Source organism: Pyxidicoccus xibeiensis, assembly GCF_024198175.1.
GTDB classification, from domain to species: Bacteria; Myxococcota; Myxococcia; order Myxococcales; family Myxococcaceae; genus Myxococcus; species Myxococcus xibeiensis.
Genome location: NZ_JAJVKV010000007.1, coordinates 120125 through 137606, shown reverse-complemented (window position 1 = coordinate 137606; position 17482 = coordinate 120125). Strand labels below are relative to the sequence as shown.

8 protein-coding genes are annotated in these 17482 nt (G+C 71.5%); 6 read left to right on the top strand and 2 right to left on the bottom strand.

Annotated elements, in window-relative coordinates; translation table 11 throughout:
- Nucleotides 1–940: 940 nt before the first annotated feature.
- The 6 genes from LXT23_RS29790 (at nt 941) to LXT23_RS29765 (ending at nt 14151) form a co-directional block, all read left to right on the top strand.
- On the top strand, nt 941–2140 hold the full coding sequence (locus tag LXT23_RS29790; RefSeq protein ID WP_253983733.1) for an HlyD family secretion protein: 1200 nt from the start codon (nt 941–943) through the stop codon (nt 2138–2140).
- A gap of 4 nt (nt 2141–2144) precedes the next feature.
- Nucleotides 2145–4850, top strand: coding sequence for an ATP-binding cassette domain-containing protein (locus tag LXT23_RS29785; protein WP_253983732.1), 2706 nt, complete (start codon nt 2145–2147; stop codon nt 4848–4850).
- 5 nt (nt 4851–4855) lie between these two features.
- Complete coding sequence (locus LXT23_RS29780; protein WP_253984010.1) at nt 4856–7054, top strand: ATP-binding cassette domain-containing protein; 2199 nt, start codon at nt 4856–4858, stop codon at nt 7052–7054.
- 294 nt (nt 7055–7348) lie between these two features.
- Entirely contained in the window at nt 7349–8932 is a 1584-nt protein-coding gene (locus LXT23_RS29775; protein WP_253983731.1) for a cytochrome-c peroxidase, read from the top strand.
- A gap of 315 nt (nt 8933–9247) precedes the next feature.
- The gene (locus LXT23_RS29770) at nt 9248–11116 is read left to right on the top strand and encodes an OmpA family protein (RefSeq protein WP_253983730.1); all 1869 of its coding nucleotides are present in this window, start codon (nt 9248–9250) and stop codon (nt 11114–11116) included.
- A gap of 56 nt (nt 11117–11172) precedes the next feature.
- Nucleotides 11173–14151 carry a DUF4215 domain-containing protein gene (locus LXT23_RS29765; protein ID WP_407692925.1) on the top strand — a complete coding sequence of 993 codons (2979 nt, stop codon included), beginning with the start codon at nt 11173–11175 and terminating at the stop codon, nt 14149–14151.
- Nucleotides 14152–14855: 704 nt separating this feature from the next.
- On the opposite strand, the gene LXT23_RS29760 is transcribed toward LXT23_RS29765, so the two are convergent.
- Nucleotides 14856–15677 (bottom strand): mechanosensitive ion channel family protein, encoded by an 822-nt coding sequence (locus LXT23_RS29760; protein ID WP_253983728.1) that lies wholly within the window; start codon nt 15675–15677, stop codon nt 14856–14858.
- A gap of 159 nt (nt 15678–15836) precedes the next feature.
- Nucleotides 15837–17474 (bottom strand): sigma 54-interacting transcriptional regulator, encoded by a 1638-nt coding sequence (locus LXT23_RS29755; RefSeq protein ID WP_253983727.1) that lies wholly within the window; start codon nt 17472–17474, stop codon nt 15837–15839.
- Nucleotides 17475–17482: the final 8 nt, after the last annotated feature.

Below are 17482 nucleotides of genomic sequence, written 5' to 3'. Positions count from 1 at the left end.
AAACACCGCGTCGTTCGGACCCGTGAGGTCGCGTGTTTCCGAGTGGAGCCGGGCGCATGCTTCCGACGTGCGTCAAAGGTGATGTCACGGGTTTCATTGAACACAGTCAGCCCTGCGACGTGCCTCGAATAGAGGGCCCCGGCGCGCGAAGAAAACAGCCTGAATCCCTTGACTAGCCGGTCTGTCATGGAAATACACTTTCTACTCCAGGCGCGCATGGGGCGGTCTCATGCACGTGACTGGAGAACACACCTGCACCAGGAGCTGGCCATGCAGATCAAGACCAAGGTTCGCGGCGGTCCCCGCGCCTGCGCCGCCGTCATCTAGTCCTCACGAATAGATGGGGCAGTACCAGTCGCCAGTGGGCGGAGCATCGCCCGCTGGCGATTTCTTTTTGCCCGGAGTCCCCGGTGGACGGCCCGCACGGCTGTCGCGGTGCGTCAGGTGCTTTCGAGGACGACGCGATGTTCCGTGATGGTGGAAAGAAGGGTGAATCTCAGGGGGTCTTGACTCGCGGGTAATGCCTAGGTTTAAGTTTTCTACTCCAGATGCGCATGGGCTGTTCCATCCGCGTTCTGGAGTTCGCGACTCACACCAGGAGAAGACCATGCAGATCAAGACCAAGGTTCGTGGCGGTCCCCGTGGTTGCGGCACGTACGACGTCGTGCTGGCCTGAAACACGGCGTGTTGAACCCAGTCACCAGCGAGCGGGAATCCGCTTGCTGGTGGCTGTCTGAGTCGTGCGGAGCCGGGGGACCCGCCGCGCGAGTCGCAGCACCGCATCTCAAGGACCGGACATGAGGGCCGCCAGGGTCAGACGCGCGCGGTAGCGTCGGCGTGGAACGAGCTCGGGTGGGGTCCATGACCTTGAAGACATCTCCTTCGGCGATTCGGCCGGCTCCGCGCATTGAGGTAGGCTTCATCCATGAGGGTTGAAGGCATGTTCCCACGCACCCTGCGCGCCCTGGTGCGCGGGCGCGGGCGGTCGGCGTTCTGGTTGTTACCGGTGGGGCTGTTCGCGGTGTGGGGGACCTGGTTCCTGCGCGCGCGAATCACCGTGTACGAGCCCAGCGTGCGGGCGCGGCTGGAGGTCCACCGCGACGTCTACTCCGTCGACGCTCCCGTGGAGGGGCGGCTGGTGAAGACGCAGGTGGAGCTGCACCGCCAGGTCCGCGCCGGAGAGGTGCTCGTCGAGCTGGCCCGCGAGCAGGAGCAGCGGCAGCTCGCGGAGGCCGAGGCGGTGCTCCAGGGCGTGGGGCCGCAGCTGGTGGCGGCGCGCGCGGAGCTGGAGGCGGAGCTGGGCGCGATGGTGGCGCAGCAGGGGCAGGGCGCCGCCGGAGTGGAGGAGGCGAAGGCCCGGCTCATCGAAGCCGAGGCGCTCGCGCGCCGGGCGCGGGAGGAGGGCGCCAGCACCGAGAAGCTCTGGACGCAGGGGCTGGTGAGCGAGGCGGAGTGGGGCCGGGTGCGCTCGGAGCTGGAGCGCTTTGGCGCCGCGGAGCAGGCCACGCGCGCCGCGCTGACGCGGGTGAAGCTGGAGGGGACGATGCAGTCCTCCGAGCGGCGCATCCGCGTGGCCTCGCTGCAGCGGGAGATTGCCGGGCTCGAGGCCTCGGAGAGCGTGGCGCGGGCCACGGTGGAGCGCCTGCGCGAGGAGCTGGAGCGCCGCGTGGTGCGGGCGCCCGCGGACGGCGTCATCGGCGAGACGGGCTCCGTGCGGGTGGGCGCGCAGGTCCGGGCGGGGGACCGGCTGGCCACCGTCGTCGCGGGAGGCGACGTGCGCATCGTCGCGCAGCTGTCTCCTTCCACGGCGCTTGGGCGCGTGCGGGCGGGGCAGCGGGCGCGCATGCGGCTGGAGGGCTTCTCCTGGACGGAGTTCGGCATGCTGGAGGCCACGGTGGTGGCGGTGGCGAGCGAGGCCCGCGACGGGCTGGTGCGCGTCGAGCTGTCGGTGGACGACATGCCGGAGGGCATCCCGCTCGAGCACGGGCTGCCGGGCTCGGTGGACATCGCGGTGGAGCAGGCCACCCCCATGCGGCTGGTGCTCCGCTCGCTGGGGCGCGGGCTGGAGGCGCCGCCGCGCGCGGGGACGGGCGGCCCCGCGGCGCGCGACGAGGTGGAGCTGTCCCGGGGCGGGAGCTGAAGCCATGGCCGGCGCCACGCGTCTTCTCATCCCCGAGGTCATCCAGACCTCCGCCATGGACTGCGGTCCGGCGGCCCTCAAGGCGCTGTTCGACGGCTTCGGGCTGCAGGTCAGCTACGGCCGGCTCCGCGAGGCCTGCCAGACGGACATCGACGGCACGTCCATCGACGTGCTGGAGGAGCTGGCCAACAAGCTGGGCCTGAACGCCTCGCAGGTCATGCTCCCGCGGGACCAGGTGCTGATGCCTGAGACCGGCGCGCTGCCGGCCATCGCGGTGGTGCGCCTGGCGGACAGCAACCTGCACTTCGTCGTCGTCTGGAAGCGCTGGGGCAACCGCATCCAGATCATGGACCCCGCGCTGGGGCGGCAGTGGGTGACCGTCTCCCAGCTGATGGACCGCCTCTACGTGCACTCGACGCAGGTCCCCGCGGACGCGTTCCGCGAGTGGGCCGGCACCGAGGAGTTCCTCGCGGGGCTGCGGCGCAGGGTGGCCGCGCTCGTCGGCGGGGCCCTGGCGGAGCGGCTGGTCGCGGAAGGGCTCGCGGACGCCTCCTGGAAGGGCCTGGCGTGCCTGGACGCGACGGTGCGGCTGGTGCAGACGCTGGTGGACGGCGGTGGCGTGCAGCGGGGCGAGGTGGCGGCGCGCTTCGCCGAGCAGCTGCTGCGCGAGGTGCGCGAGGCCCTGGAGCAGGGGCGCGCCGAGGAGCTCATCCCCCCGCCCTACTGGACGGCGGTGGGCAAGCCCGGCGAGGAGGAAGTCACGCTGCGCGGCGTCGTCTGCATCCTCGCGAAGGGGCTGCGTGGCGAGCCGGCCGAGGACGAGCCGCCGCTGTCCGCGGAGCTCCAGGCGGCCCTGCTCGAGCCTCCCACGCGGCCGCTCAAGGAGCTGCTGGGAATGCTGCGCCGCGACGGCGTGCTGGCGCCGGCGGTGCTCGCCGCCATCGCCGCGACGGCCGCGGTGGGCGGCTTCCTGGAGGCGCTGCTCCTGCGAGGCATCATCGACGCGGGGCGCTACCTGACGACAGCGGAGCAGCGCATCGCCGGCATCGCGACGCTGCTGGTGCTGCTGGGGGTGATGCTCACGCTGGAGTTCCCGCTGGCCATCGGCACGCTGCAGCTGGGGCGGAGGCTGGAGGTGCGCCTGCGGCTCGCCTTCCTCGACAAGATTCCCCGCCTGGGGGACCGCTACTTCCGCAGCCGGCTCGTGTCCGACATGGCCCAGCGCTGCCACGGCATCCACATGGTGCGCACGGTGCCCACGCTCGGCGTGACGCTGGTGCGCGCCTCCGCGGAGCTGCTGGTGACGCTCGGGGGGCTGGTGTGGCTGGCGCCGCGCAGCGCGCCCCTCATCATCCTGGCCGGGGCCATGGCGCTCGCCGTGCCGCTCATCGCGCAGCGCTCGCTGCTCGAGGCGGACCGCCGCATGCGGGACTTCGACGGCGTGCTGTCGCGCTTCTACCTGGACGCGCTGCGCGGGGCCGTGGCGCTGCGGGCGCACCGCGCGGAGATGACGCTCAACCGCGCCCACGAGGAGCCGCTGCACGAGTTCGTCAACGCCGCCCGCACCCTGCTGAGCCGGGGCATCGTCGTCGACACCCTGGCCACGCTGCTCGCCACCACTGGCTCGGTGGCCATCGTCATGCACGCGCTCTCCGGGGGCGTGCAGCCCGGGGCCGTCCTGCTGCTCGTGTACTGGGCGCTGGCCGTGGCCACGCTGGGCAAGCAGCTCGCCGAGGCGCTGCGCCAGTATCCCGCCGCCTCGTCGCTCACCGGACGCCTGATGGAGCCGCTGCTCGCGCCGGACGAGGTGGGGGCCTCCCTCATCCAGACCGAGGCGCGCAAGCCCGCGGAGGAGGGGCCGAAGGGCGCCTCCTTCCAGCTGCGCGACGTGGAGGTGAAGGCCGCGGGCTTCACCGTCCTCGAGGGCATCAACGTGTCCGTCAAGGCCGGAGAGCACGTCGCCATCGTCGGGCCCTCGGGCGCGGGCAAGTCGTCGCTCGTCGGCATCCTGCTGGGCTGGCACCGGGCTTCGGGCGGCACCGTGTCGGTGGATGGCGAGCCGCTGGCGGGCGAGGCCCTGGCGCGGCTGCGGCGCGAGACGGCGTGGGTGGAGCCCGACGTGACGCTCTGGAACAAGTCGCTGGTGGACAACCTCGCCTATGGCGTCGAGATGAACGACGTGCTGCCGCGGGTGGGGCATGCGCTGCGCACGGCCGACCTCATCGACTTCCTCGACAAGCTGCCCCACGGGCTGCAGACGCGCCTGGGCGAGGGCGGCAGCCTGCTGTCGGGCGGGCAGGGGCAGCGGGTGCGCCTGGGGCGGGCGCTGCTGCGGCCCGACGTGCGGCTGGCCATCTTCGACGAGCCGTTCCGCGGGCTGGAGCGCGACCGCCGCTCGGCGCTCCTGGAGCGGGCGCGGGCGCACTTCGCGGGCACCACGCTGCTGTGCATCATGCACGACATCGCGGAGACGCTGACGTTCGACCGCGTCCTGGTCATCAAGTCGGGACAGCTGGTCGAGGACGCGAACCCGAAGGAGCTCGCGGCACGCGAGGACTCCGTCTACCGCGCGCTGCTGGAGGAGGAGGAGGAGATGCGGCGCGACCTGACGGGACGTGGCGGGTGGAGGCGGCTCGTCCTGGACCATGGCGTGCTCTCCGAGCAGCCCCCGTCCACTGAAGTCTTCCCGGCGCGGAAGGAGGCGTCGTGACGCTCATGGCGGGTGAAGCCGCGCTCGGGCCCTCGCCGGCCGCGCGGGCGACGACGCTGGAGGAGCTGGCCTGGCCGGTGGAGCGCGCGGGCGACGCGCTGGAGACCCTGGCGCGGGCGGCGCGGCTGCCGCTGCCCAACCCCCTCCCGGTCTTCTCCAAGGCCCCCTTGAATGCCAGCCGCCTGGCGTCGTGGCTGGACACGGCGGCCCAGTCCCTGGGGCTGGAGCTGTCGCTGCTGTACACGCGCCACGGCGAAGTCGAACGCTCGCTGCGCGGGGCGACGCCCGCCCTGGTGGAGGTCCTGCTGGGCCAGCGGTACGCGCTGGTCGCGCTGCTGCGCGTGTCCACCTCCGGTGACACGGCCTACGTCCTCGCGCCGGACGAGTCGCTGTGCCCCATCCCCTACACCGCGCTGACCGCCGCGGTGCAGGCGCTCGTCGAGATACAGCAGGGGCCCATCGCCGACCGCGTCCTCGCGCGGGCGGGCCTGCCGGACGCCGAGCGCGCCCTGGCCCGCAAGGCGCTGCTGGGGGCGCAGCTGGCCAACACGCACCTCGTCGCCGCGCGCTCGCTCCGGCTGCCCCCTGGCGCCCGGCTGTTGAAGCACCTGGGCGCCCTCAAGGCCGGACGGCGCGTGCTGCTGCTCTTCGCGCTGGCGGTCATCATCCAGGGCTGCGTGCTGTTCGGCTGGTGGCTGATAGGGCGGGGCGCCTTCGAGGGGCAGCTCGACATGGGCTGGCTCCAGGCCTGGGGCCTCATGCTGCTGACGGTGGTGCCCCTGCAGGCGGCCCTGGCCTGGTCTCAGGGCACGCTGGGGATGGACCTGTCCGCGCTGCTGCGCCGGCGGCTGCTGGCGGGGGCGCTGGCGATGCCCGTGGACGAGGCGCGCCGCGGCGGAATCGGCGAGTACGTCGGGCGGACCTTCGAGAGCGCCGGCATGGAGCAGATGGCGCTGGCGGGCAGCTTCACCAGCCTGCTGGCGGCGGTGGACATGGTGCTGGCCGGCAGCGTGATGATGTCGGGGCCCGCGGGCTGGTACGGCCTGGTGGCCGTCGGAGGCTTCTGCGCGCTGATGGTGGCGCTCGTCGCCCGCCAGGCCGTCCTCTTCCGCAAGTGGACGGAGGCGCGGGTGGTGATGACGCACGCGCTCATCGAGCGGATGCTCGGCCACCGGACGCGGCTGGCGCAGGAGCAGCCGGCGCGCTGGCACGAGGAGGAGGACCAGGAGCTGGCCCACTACGCCCGGGCCTCCGAGGCCTGGGACGCAGGCACCGCGCGGGTGATGACACTCGCCAGGCGGGGGCTCATGCCGGTGGCCATCATCGCCACGCTGCCGGGCGTGCTCGCGGGTGCCTCCACGGGTCAGATTGCCGTGGGCGTCGGCGCCGCGCTGCTGGCGACGCGCGCGGTGGCCGCGCTCACCAGCGGTGGCATCGCGCTCGTGGGCGCGCGCGTGCTGTTCCGCAGCGTCCGGCCCATCCTGGACGCCGCGAAGCTGACCGCCGCCGCGGCGGAGGCGTCCTCTGACGGAGACTCGGCCAAGGCCCCCGTGACGGCGCCGCTGGTCACCGCGACGCCGCCCGAGAAGAACCAGGCCCTGCTCGAGGTCCGCGACCTGACCTTCCGCCACCCGGGGGCACCGCGGGCGGTGCTCGAGGGCGCCTCGCTGCTCGTGCGCGCCGGAGACCGCGTGCTGCTCGAGGGGCCTTCCGGCTCCGGGAAGTCGACGCTGGCCTCCATCCTCACGGGCCTGCGCGGGCAGGGCTCGGGCGTGGTGCTGCTGGGGGGCCTGGACATGGCCACCTGGACGACGGACGGCTGGGGCGCGCAGATTGCCGGGGCGCCCCAGTTCCACGAGAACCACGTCGTGTCCGGCACCCTGGCGATGAATCTGTTGTTGGGGCGCTCCTGGCCCCACAACGCGGAGGACCTCGCGCACGCACGGGCCATCTGCGAGGAGCTGGGGTTGGGGGAGCTGCTGGCGCGGATGCCGTCCGGCCTCTTCCAGATGGTGGGTGAGCGCGGCTGGCAGCTCTCACATGGTGAGCAGAGCCGCATCTTCGTCGCGCGGGCGCTCCTGCAGCGCGTGCGCGTCGTGGTGCTCGACGAGGCCTTCGGTGCGCTGGACCCGATGACCATGCGGAAGGTGATGGCCTGTGTCGAGGCCCGGGCACCCACACTCATCGTCATCGCGCATCCCTGAGGACCTGGGAGGTCTTACGCCCTGAACACGCGTGCCCTGCAACAGTCACCCGGTTTCACTCCCTGGGTAGGGCGCGACCTGTTTTTTATTCCCACGTCTAGACAAGAATAATACGGAAACAGTATAACTCTGGCCGTCGGGCTGAAGTCATCGTTCTCAAGTCGATTAACCAAACACGAGCCCTGACCCATAAGGGGGTAATGAATGACCCGCGTCGCGTCGTTACGCGCTTCTCGTCCTTTCGCCCGTGCCCTGGTGCTTTCCGCGGCCGCCGCCCTCATGCCGGCGTGCGCCGTGGAGTCGACCGACGAGGTCCAGAAGCCGGCGGCGGCTCCGGAGGCGGAGGAGCTCGCGGTCAACCGCGAGGAGCTGCTGTCGAGCCTGGCCATCTTCTCGCTGCGCCCGCTGTCGCACGAGCCCGTGCCGCAGATGGTGGGGCACCACATCGTGGACCAGGCCGCGGCCCTGCGGCTGGGCAAGGCGTTCTTCTGGGACATGCAGGTCGGCTCTGACGGCAAGACGGCCTGCGCGAGCTGTCACTTCGCCGGCGGCGCGGATGACCGCGTCACCAACACCGTCCACCCCGGCCTGGACGGCATCTTCCAGACGGGCGGCGTCACCGGCCCCGGCCAGACGTGGGTGCCCGAGCGCATCACCGGCGATGACCGCATCGGCTCGCAGGGCATGCTCCGCGCGCTGTTCCAGTCCGTCAACGCGGACCCGACGATTGCCGCCGAGCAGTGCCGCCTGCTGCCCGCGCCGCCGTTCGGCCCCAACCTGCAGGTGGGCTTCCGCCACTCGCCGTCGGTGGTGGGCTCGGGCTTCTACCGCAACCAGTTCTGGGGCGGTGAGGCCAACGTCCTCTTCAACGGCATCAACATCTGGGGTGACTCGGGCAACAACACGGAGACGCCCATCGCCGCGGTCCAGAACGCCTCGCTCGCCTCGCAGGCGGTGGGCCCCATCGGCAACTTCATGGAGATGACCTGCTCCGGGCGTCCGCTCAACGGCACCCGTGGCCTCGGTGGGAAGATGCTGGCCCGCACGCCGCTGCAGTTCCAGCGCGTGGCGACCGACGACAGCGTGCTCGGCGCCCTGGCCAACCCGGACGGTCCGGGTCTGCGCTGCGGCGACGCGCCCTGCACCTACGGGCAGCTCATCAGCGACGCCTTCGGTCCGGAGCTGGCGGCGCAGGCCGTGGACAAGTTCTCCATCATCTGGGGCGAGGCGCTCCAGGTGTACCAGGCCTCGCTGATTCCCGACCAGACGCCGTTCGACAAGTTCCTGTCCGGCAACCTGAACGCGCTCACGGCGCGGCAGGTGCGCGGCCTGGTGCAGTTCGTGGGCAAGGGCCAGTGCGTCAACTGCCACGTCGGCGCGATGCTCACCGACGCGACGGTCAGCTGGTACGAGAAGGCCGGCCCGCTCAACCAGGACGGTGGCGACCAGGGCTTCCACAACATCGGCGTGCGCCCCACGGACGAGGACCTCGCCCGCGGCGACCTCGGCATCTTCGGCGGCGTGCCCAACTCGCAGAGCGGCTCGCCCTTCGACATGGGCGCGTTCAAGACGCCCACCCTGCGCAACGTCAAGCTGACGGCCCCGTACTTCCACAACGGCGGCTACCCCACGCTGGACGCCGTCGTCGACTTCTACGCCCGCGGTGGTGACTTCGCGAACCCCGAGCTGTCCAAGGACATCAAGCCGCGCGCCTTCACTCCCAGCGAGCGGGCGGCGCTCGTGGACTTCCTCACCAACGCCCTCACGGACTGCCGCGTGGAGAAGAAGCGCGCCCCGTTCGACCACCCCGAGCTGCCCATCCCCAACCGCGCTCCGCTGCCCGTCACGGGCGCGAATGGCCTGGGCCCCTGCCCGTAACGCCTGACGCTCCGGCGGTTGTCTGAATCCAACGGCCACGGAAGGGCTCAAGGGCCCCTCCGTGGCCGTCGTGTTTTTGCTGGCCGTGGCCGACGCGTCGGGCTGGCGAGGCCTCGCGGCCTGACGCGTCAGCGGCCCCGCCGCGGGCCTCCCTCCCGCGCCTGACGCGTCAGCGCCCCCTCCCCACCCGAGGCGTCGGGGCGGTTCCCCTCCGAGGGCCTTCCTGGGAAGCCTCCTTGACTCATGGCGCGGTGCATGCAAACGCGCTCCGCGAAGCCATGGTCATCACGAGCCTCGTGTCTGGTGCCGAGGCCCATGGAGAGGGAGAAACCTTTGTTTCCAAGAAACCAAATTACATGGCTCGGAGGACTGGCCGTCCTCTGGGCGTCCACCGTCCAGGCCCAGGCCCAGCGGAGCGTTCCCGGGCTGGAGCTGGAGCGGCTGCAGCTCAACCCCGCGGCGCGCGACAGCCTCGTGCTGTCCACCGGCGACCTGCTGCCGGACGGCGAGTACCGCATCGGGCTCACCGCGCACTATGAGAACGAGCCGCTCGTCCTCCTGAGGAACGACGAGCGCCAGGGCGTCATCGTCTCCGACCGCGTGACGGTGCACCTGAGCGGCGCCTATGCCCTCACCGACTGGCTCGAGCTGGGCGCGCAGGTTCCGCTGGTGTCGCAGTGGGGGCCGAACACCGCGCCGCTGGGCGTGTCCACGCCCGGGACGAGCGCGCTGGGCACCCCCTGGGTGCAGGCCCGCGCGGGCCTGCTCTCCGAGCAGCGCGGAGGGCCGCTCGACGTGGGCCTGCACCTGGGCGTGGCCCTGCCGCTGGGCAGCGCCGAGGTGCTCACCCGCGACGAGGGCTTCGTCTTCCAGCCGCGCCTGGGCCTCGGCAAGCAGCTGGGCGGCACCTGGCGCGTGGGCGCCGACGTGGGCGCGCTGGTGCGCACCAAGACGTACGCGCTCACCCCCGGGGCCACTCCGGTCCGGGACGAGCTGGGCGTGGAGGTGAATGGCGGCCTCAACCTCTCCGCCGGCCTCTTCGGCCTGCGCGAGGAGCTGGTGGTGCGCGGCACCGTGCCCGTGGCGGACGCTCCCGAGTCCCTGGAAGTGCTCCTGGGCCTGCGCGCGCCCATGAGCGGCGGCACCGAGGTGTATGTCATGGGCGGCCCCGGCTTCGGCCAGACGCCGGGCACCCCCGAGTTCCGCGTGCTGGCGGGCGTCAACTTCGGCGCCGACTCCGGCCGGGCGTCGCGGTGCGTGGAGGGCCAGCCCTACGCCGTGGAGCAGTGCCCCGACCTGGACCAGGACGGAGATGGCACGAAGAACGTCGCGGACCGCTGTCCGTCCGACAAGGGCCTCTCGCAGCTCCAGGGCTGCGCGGACAAGGACGATGACCAGGACGGCCTGATGAACCTGGCCGACCGCTGCCCCGCCCAGGCCGAGACTGCGAACGGCCACCAGGACGACGACGGCTGCCCGGACGACCCGGACTCGGACGGCGATGGCCTGGCCGACTCCAAGGACACCTGCCCCCGCGAGGCGGAGGACCTGGACGGCTTCGAGGACACCAACGGCTGCCCCGACACCGACAACGACCAGGACGGCGTCGCTGACGCGAGAGATGCCTGCATGAACGAGTCGGGCCCGCGTGAGAATCGCGGCTGCCCCGACAAGGACCGCGACGAGGACGGCCTCGTCGACCGGCTCGACAACTGCCCGGACGAGAAGGGCACCGAGAAGAACCACGGCTGCAAGGAGAAGCAGCTGGCGCGCATCGACGTGGGCCAGATTGCCGTGCTCGAGGCCGTCTACTTCGAGAACAACAAGGACGTCATCATCGGCCGGAGCCACAAGCTGCTGGACACGGTGGCCTCCATCCTCGCCTCGCACCCGGAAATCGAGAAGGTGCGCGTCGAGGGCCACACCGACAACACGGGTGACGCGGCGTACAACCTGGACCTGTCCCAGCGCCGTGCCGAGGCGGTGGTGCAGTACCTGGTGGGCAAGAACGTGGCGCGCGAGCGCCTCGAGCCGCAGGGCTTCGGTCCCGCGCAGCCCATCGCCGACAACAAGACCAAGGCAGGCCGCGCGAAGAACCGCCGCGTGGAGTTCAAGATCGTCGGGGACACCGCGGGCGTGCAGACGCAGCAGGGCGCCCCGTCCGCCGACACCACCGAGAAGTGAGAAGGAATCTCATGTCTACCTATGTCATCGAATCCCTCCCCAGGGAGCCGGCGCCGATGAAGGCCTCGCGCGTGGGAATCACCGCGGCGGCGCTCGCGCTCCTCTTCACCCTGACCGGCTGTGAGACGAATGTCTCCCAGCCCTCCACCCCCAGCGCCGTGCTGGCGAGCCAGTCCGCGTCTGTCGTTGGCGACGGACGGCTCCAGTCCAACGAGCAATGTGACGACGGCAACACCGCGAGCGGAGACGGCTGTTCCGCCTCCGGCGCCCTCGAGGCCGGCTATCTCTGTCACGTGCCCGGCCGGGCCTGCTCGCTGGCGAGCCTGTGCGGCAACAACGTCATCAACCCCGGCGAGGCGTGCGACGACGGCGACACCGCCGCTGGCGCCAACGGCTGCTCGGCGACGTGCGACTTGTCCCTGTGCGGCAACGGCGCCTTCAACAACCGCCAGTGGCCGAACTTCGACCAGGAGGTCTGCGACGACGGCAACCGCTTCGAAGGTGACGGGTGCAGCCGGCAGTGCGAGGTGGAGTCCGGCTTCGCCTGCGCGGGCACCCCGAGCCGCTGCGTGCGGGCCGGCGTGACGGTGTTCAACACGGGCGTGGACGACAACAACCGCCGGCTGGAGTCGGGGGCGGACCCGCACTGGTTCTACGCGGGCACCACCACCGGCGCCGCCACCGGAGCGCGCACCGCCAATGACTGGCCGCAGGAAATCCAGACGGCGCGCTTCATGGGTCCTCTGGGCGGTGAGACCTGCGTGTACCAGGACTTCATGGTGCCCTCGACGACGAACATCTCCCAGTTCCGCCTGCGCCTGGCCACCTTCAATGACAACAGCTTCGCTGGCGCGAGGGTGAACGGAGTGACGGCCACGCCCGTCACCGTCAGCGAGCCCGCCGGGCAGCCGTGGCAGAAGAGCATCTTCCGGGAGTTCGGCGCGAACGAGGCCTGGCGCGTGGGCCTCAACCGCATCGAGCTCTGCAACGAGAACTCCAACGCCCCGCCCAACGCCTTCCGCTACCTCTTCGTGGACGCGTACGACGACCGGTGTGGCGACGGCGCCATCTCGCTGCGCGAGGAGTGCGACGACGGCAACACCGCCGCGAACGACGGCTGCAGCGCGAGCTGCGGCATCGAGGCCGGCTACGGCTGCACGGGCACTCCCAGCACCTGCGCCGCGACGTGCGGCAACGGCTCGCTGAACCCGGGCGAGCAGTGCGACGACGGCAACACCGCCGCGAACGACGGCTGCAACGCGAGCTGCCGCGTCGAGCGTGGCTATGCGTGCCCCACCCCGGGCCAGGCCTGCGTGGAGACGTGCGACAACGGCACCATCAACGACGGCGAGCTGTGTGACGACGGCAACCGCAACGACTCGGACGGCTGCTCCGGGGCGTGCCGCGTGGAGCGCGGCTATGAGTGCGCCGGTACCCCGTCCGTCTGCGCCCCCCTGTGCGGCAACGGCACCTTGAACCCAGGCGAGCTGTGTGACGACGGCAACTCCTCCCAGAACGACGGCTGCTCCATCGCCTGCACCCTGGAGCTGGGCTATGCGTGCCCCACCCCGGGCCAGGCCTGCGTGGAGACGTGCGGCAACGGCACCATGAACCCGGGCGAGCAGTGCGATGACGGCAACCTGCAGCCGCTGGACGGCTGCGGCACCGAGTGCCGCGTCGAGCCGGGCTATGCCTGCAGCACCCCGGCGGCCGGGCCCTCCGTGTGCACCCAGTCCTGCGGCAACGGCGCGCTGGACGCGAACGAGACGTGCGACGACGCCAACACCACCGCGGGTGACGGCTGCTCGTCGGGCTGCCGCGTGGAGACCGGCTACAGCTGCTCGGGTGCGCCCAGCGCCTGCGTCACCCTCTGCGGCGACGGCATCATGGCGGGCGCCGAGCGGTGCGACGACGGCAACACGGCCGTGGGTGACGGCTGCTCCGGCACCTGCCAGGTGGAGTCCGGCTGGCGCTGCCCCGCGCCCGGCAACGTGTGCTTCAACACCTGCGGCAACGGCAGCGTGGAGAGCGGTGAGGTGTGCGACGACGGCAACACCACCGCCGGCGATGGCTGCGGCGGCACCTGCGCCGTGGAGAGCGGCTACGCGTGCAGCGGCGCCCCCAGCGTCTGCCGCACCTCCTGCGGTGACGGCATCGTGGCCGGCACCGAGGTGTGCGACGACGGCAACCTGACGGGCGGGGACACCTGCTCGCCGCGCTGCCTGAGGGAGAACGGCCAGCCGTGCATGGCGTCCGGCGTCTGCGAGAGCGGCGTCTGCAACCCGACCAGTGACACCTGCGCCAGCGCCAATGCTTGCGGCAACGGGGCCCGTGAAGCGGGTGAGCAGTGCGACGACGGCAACACCACCGCGGGCGACGGCTGCAGCGCCACGTGCACCACCGAGGCGGGCCTGCCGCCGGCCGCTCCGGTCATCACCGGCCCGACGCCGGGCTCCGTCCTGACCGACTCGACGCCCACCCTGAGCGGCACGGCGGTGCCGGGCGGCACGGTGACGGTGCGCGAGGGTGGCACGGTGCTCTGCACCACCACCGCCAGCGACACCGGCGCGTGGAGCTGCGTGCCGGCCACGCCGCTCCCGGATGGCCCCCACACCATCACCGCCACGACCACCACGGCGGGCGGTACGAGCCCGGTCTCCAACCCGGACTCCTTCACCATCGACACCCAGGCGCCCGACACGTCCTTCTCCCGCAACCCGCCCACGCTCACCGAGGAGGGTGACGCGGAGTTCGGGTACGACTCGAACGAGGACGGCGTGACATACGAGTGCAGCCTCGACGGCCGGCCCTATGCCCCCTGTGAGGACGCCTACAACGTCTCGACGGGAGAGCACACACTCAGCGTCCGTTCCGTCGACTCCGCCGGTAATGTGGACGCATCTCCCGCCGTGTACACGTGGACGGTGGCGGACACCCGCGCCTTCGCGGGAGGTGGCTGCAGCGCGGCTCCGGCCACGTCCTGGCTGGCCCTGCTGGGGCTGCTGGGGCTGCGCCGCCGCGGTCGCCGCGGCTAGCGCAGGTCGCAGCAGCGCGTTCTCTCCCGCCGGGAGGTCCATCGCCGCGGTCCGAGGCTCCCCCCGCCTCGGGCCCCGGTGGGCCTCCCGGCGGTTTTTTATTCGCGCCCTTCGTTGCGGGTGACCCGGCTGTCACATCCGACGTGACACGGCTGCCGCGCGTCGCTCCCAGCGCGCTCGAGCTCCGTCCCAGGGCTGCCGGCGGAGGTCGCGCGGGGTGGCTGTCTTCACGGATGGGGCAGGTCTGCTCCGCGAAAATCGACGCGACAACCCTGTGAGTCTTTTGGCTGATTTCCCGCCGGAATTGACGCGGTGGCTCGATGTATCGAGCCTTGACTTACGTACTTACCCTGATTACTTTGGCTCGCACCACGGGGCGGCCGGGTAGCCTCCGGACGCGCTGCTGGAGCACGTAGCACTCACCAGGAGAAACCACATGAAGATCAAGTCCAAGGTTCGTGGCGGTCCTCGCGGTTGCGGCCCCGGTGGCATCAGCATCTATTACGACGAGGTGGCGGTCTAAGTCGTATCAGACTGTCGGCTGTCGAGTCGCCAGTGGGCTCCATTGCCCGCTGGCGACTGTCGTTTTGGGGGTATGTGTTTCCGCATGTCCGCGAGACTCCGGACGCGAAAAAGCGCGGACACCTGCTCCCGAAGGAAGAGGCGTCCGCGCTCTTGAAGCGGATGTCTGTGTTTCTCCCGCCTCAGCGCGCCTTGGCGAGGACCTGGGCGGCGGTCTGCGGTGGGACGATGTAGCCGGCGGCGATGAGGAACTCCGTGACGGCGACGGTGGTCGCCCCCATGACCGCCCCGGCCTCCGCGGGCTTGCAGCTCACGCCGATGGCGAGCACGGGCCCGAGCACGGTGAACTCCGCCACGCCGACCGCAGCCGCGGGCTTCGCGAGGACGCCGGGCACCACCGCGACGCGCTCCGCCAGGGCGCCCATGAGCCCCTGGATGTCGCCGCCATAGAGCAGCGGCAGCTTGATGGTGAGCCGGCGGTGCGGGTGGTGCGTGAAGTTGACGATGTTGTCGCCGAAGACCTTGTTGTTGCCCACGGAGACCCGCAGGTTGTCCGGCGTGTCGACAGTGGTGGCGAACAGGCCAATCTCCTGGACGATGCCGCTGACGCCGGCGGCGGAGATTTCATCACCCACGCGGAACGGGCGCAGCACCAGCAGGAAGATGCCCGCGGCGAAGTTGGACAGCAGGCCGGACCAGGCCGTGCCGATGGCGATGCCCGCCGCGGCCAGCAGCGCCGCGAACGAGGTGGTCTCGAAGCCCATCATCCCCAGGATGCCGAGCAGCAGCAGGAGCGTGAGGGAGCCGGTGAAGAGCGACTCGATGTAGCGGATCAGCGTCGCGTCGAACTGGCGCCTCTGCAGGGTGGCGTTCAGCACGCGCCGGAAGCCGCTGATGACCGTCCGGCCCACGAACCAGAGCACCAGGGCTCCAATGGCTTTGAGCAGGAACGGAACGGCTTCGGTGAGGGCCAGCGACTTCAGCTGCGTGACAAGGGCTTCCATGGGGGTTACCTCGGACTGAGAGACTTCAAGTGGCGAAAGCGTCCCTGTGCACGTGGCAGGCCACGGGCCAGGCGGGGGCCTCATGCGGCTCGCGGCGACGGAAGCTCCCCGGGGCTGACGTGTCCACGGAGGCGTTGACGCGTCAGCGGCACGGGTGGGTCAGGCGCTGCCCAGGCCCAGCTCCCGGACGCGGCGCTGGAGCGCGCGGCGGGAGACCTCGAGCTTCTGCACCATCTGGTCCAGGTCGCCCCCGCACTCGTGGAAGCAGCGGGTGATTTCCTCGGGGCTCAAATCTCCGGCGGCGCGCAGCAGGGAGCTCTTGTCGATGAGCAGGTAGACGGAGGCGCGGGAGATGCCCAGCCGGCCGGCGGTCGCCTGGAGGTCCCACGCGCTGGCGCGCAGGGCCTCCAGCAGCTCCTGCTCGCTCACGTCCGCGGGCTTGCGGCGGGTGGGGACGGCTTCCTCGGGCACGGGCGTGTCCTCGGGGCCGGGCACGGGGAGCTGGGGCGCGTAGGTGGACAGGGCGCGGCCGGGGGCGGAGAGGGCGGCGGAGCCCAGCTCCTGCTCCAGCCGTGCATCCACGCGCAGGCGGGGCAGGCCCCGGCTGCCGATGACGAGCTGCCGGGCCACGTTGCGCAGCTGGCGCACGTTGCCGGGCCACGCGTAGCGCACCAGGCGGACGGCCAGCGACGCGGGCAGCCACGGCTCGGCGCGCGGGTCCGAGGAGGTCATCCGCTCGGACTCCCCAATCGCCTCCAGCTCCTGCCGGGCGAAGTGGAGGAACAGCGGGCCGATGTCCTCACGGCGCTCGCGCAGCGGCGGCACCTGGATTTCGAAGCCGGCGAGCCGGTGCAGCAGCGGCGCCTTGAAGAGCTTCTCCTGGATGCGCGCCTCCAGGTTGGAGTCCGTGGCCGCGACGAGCCGCACGTCGACGACCACCGGCGAGTGGCCGCCCACCGGATACACCTCGCCCGTCTCCAGCACGCGCAGGAGCGCGGCCTGGACCTCGGGCGGGGCCTCGCCCACCTCGTCCAGGAAGAGGGTGCCGCCGTGGGCGGCGCGGAAGAAGCCCTCGCGGTCTCTCGTGGCGCCGGTGAAGGCGCCCCGCTGCGCGCCGAAGAGCTCCGCCGCGACGAGCTCCCGGGCGAGCGCGCCCAGGTTGACGCTGACGAAGGGGCCGGCGCGGCGGGGGCCGCGGTCGTGGATGGCGCGGGCCACCAGCTCCTTGCCCGTGCCCGTCTCGCCGCGGATGAGCACGGGCACGTTGAGGTCGGCCACCCGGGTGATGTCCTCGCGCACGCGGTGGATGCCGTCGCCCCGGCCCACCATGCCCAGGTCCTCCGCGACAGTGGCCTCGGGCGTGTGGGCCAGGTGGAGCAGCAGCACCACGCGCTCGGCGAGCACCAGCGGAACGCCCGCCGTCAGCTCCTGGAGCGACAGCTCCCGGCCTCCGACGACGGGCTCCTCCGCCACCCGCACCTGGGTTCCATTCTCCGGCACGCGCAGCCGCAGGCTGCCGCGCGGTCCGGGCTCCAACTGGATGGGGGTGCGGCTGAGGAAGGGGTCTCCCAGCGACTGCGCCAGCCCTCCGCCGGGGGGCGAGAAGTCCGGGTCGTTGCGCGACAGGGTCGCCACCCTTCCGGCGACGAGCGCCTCCAGGAGCACCCGCTCCCCGACGCGCCCCGGCTGGGGGTGGGAGACGATGGTCAGCGCGGGCACGACGCGCTGGGTGGAGACCTCTCCACCCCGCGCGTGCTCGACAGTCGTCGACAGGTTGTCGGAAGTCTTCAGCTGCATGTGAATCC

Excerpts from the sequence above, each read along its gene's own strand:
- LXT23_RS29785 (WP_253983732.1), top strand. The coding sequence starts at position 2,145 with ATGGCCGGCGCCACGCGTCTTCTCATCCCCGAGGTCATCCAGACCTCC.
- LXT23_RS29790 (WP_253983733.1), top strand. The coding sequence starts at position 941 with ATGTTCCCACGCACCCTGCGCGCCCTGGTGCGCGGGCGCGGGCGGTCG.
- LXT23_RS29780 (WP_253984010.1), top strand. The coding sequence starts at position 4,856 with ATGGCGGGTGAAGCCGCGCTCGGGCCCTCGCCGGCCGCGCGGGCGACG.
- LXT23_RS29765 (WP_407692925.1), top strand. The coding sequence starts at position 11,173 with ATGAAGGCCTCGCGCGTGGGAATCACCGCGGCGGCGCTCGCGCTCCTC.
- LXT23_RS29770 (WP_253983730.1), top strand. The coding sequence starts at position 9,248 with ATGGAGAGGGAGAAACCTTTGTTTCCAAGAAACCAAATTACATGGCTC.
- LXT23_RS29755 (WP_253983727.1), bottom strand. The coding sequence starts at position 17,474 with ATGCAGCTGAAGACTTCCGACAACCTGTCGACGACTGTCGAGCACGCG.
- LXT23_RS29760 (WP_253983728.1), bottom strand. The coding sequence starts at position 15,677 with ATGGAAGCCCTTGTCACGCAGCTGAAGTCGCTGGCCCTCACCGAAGCC.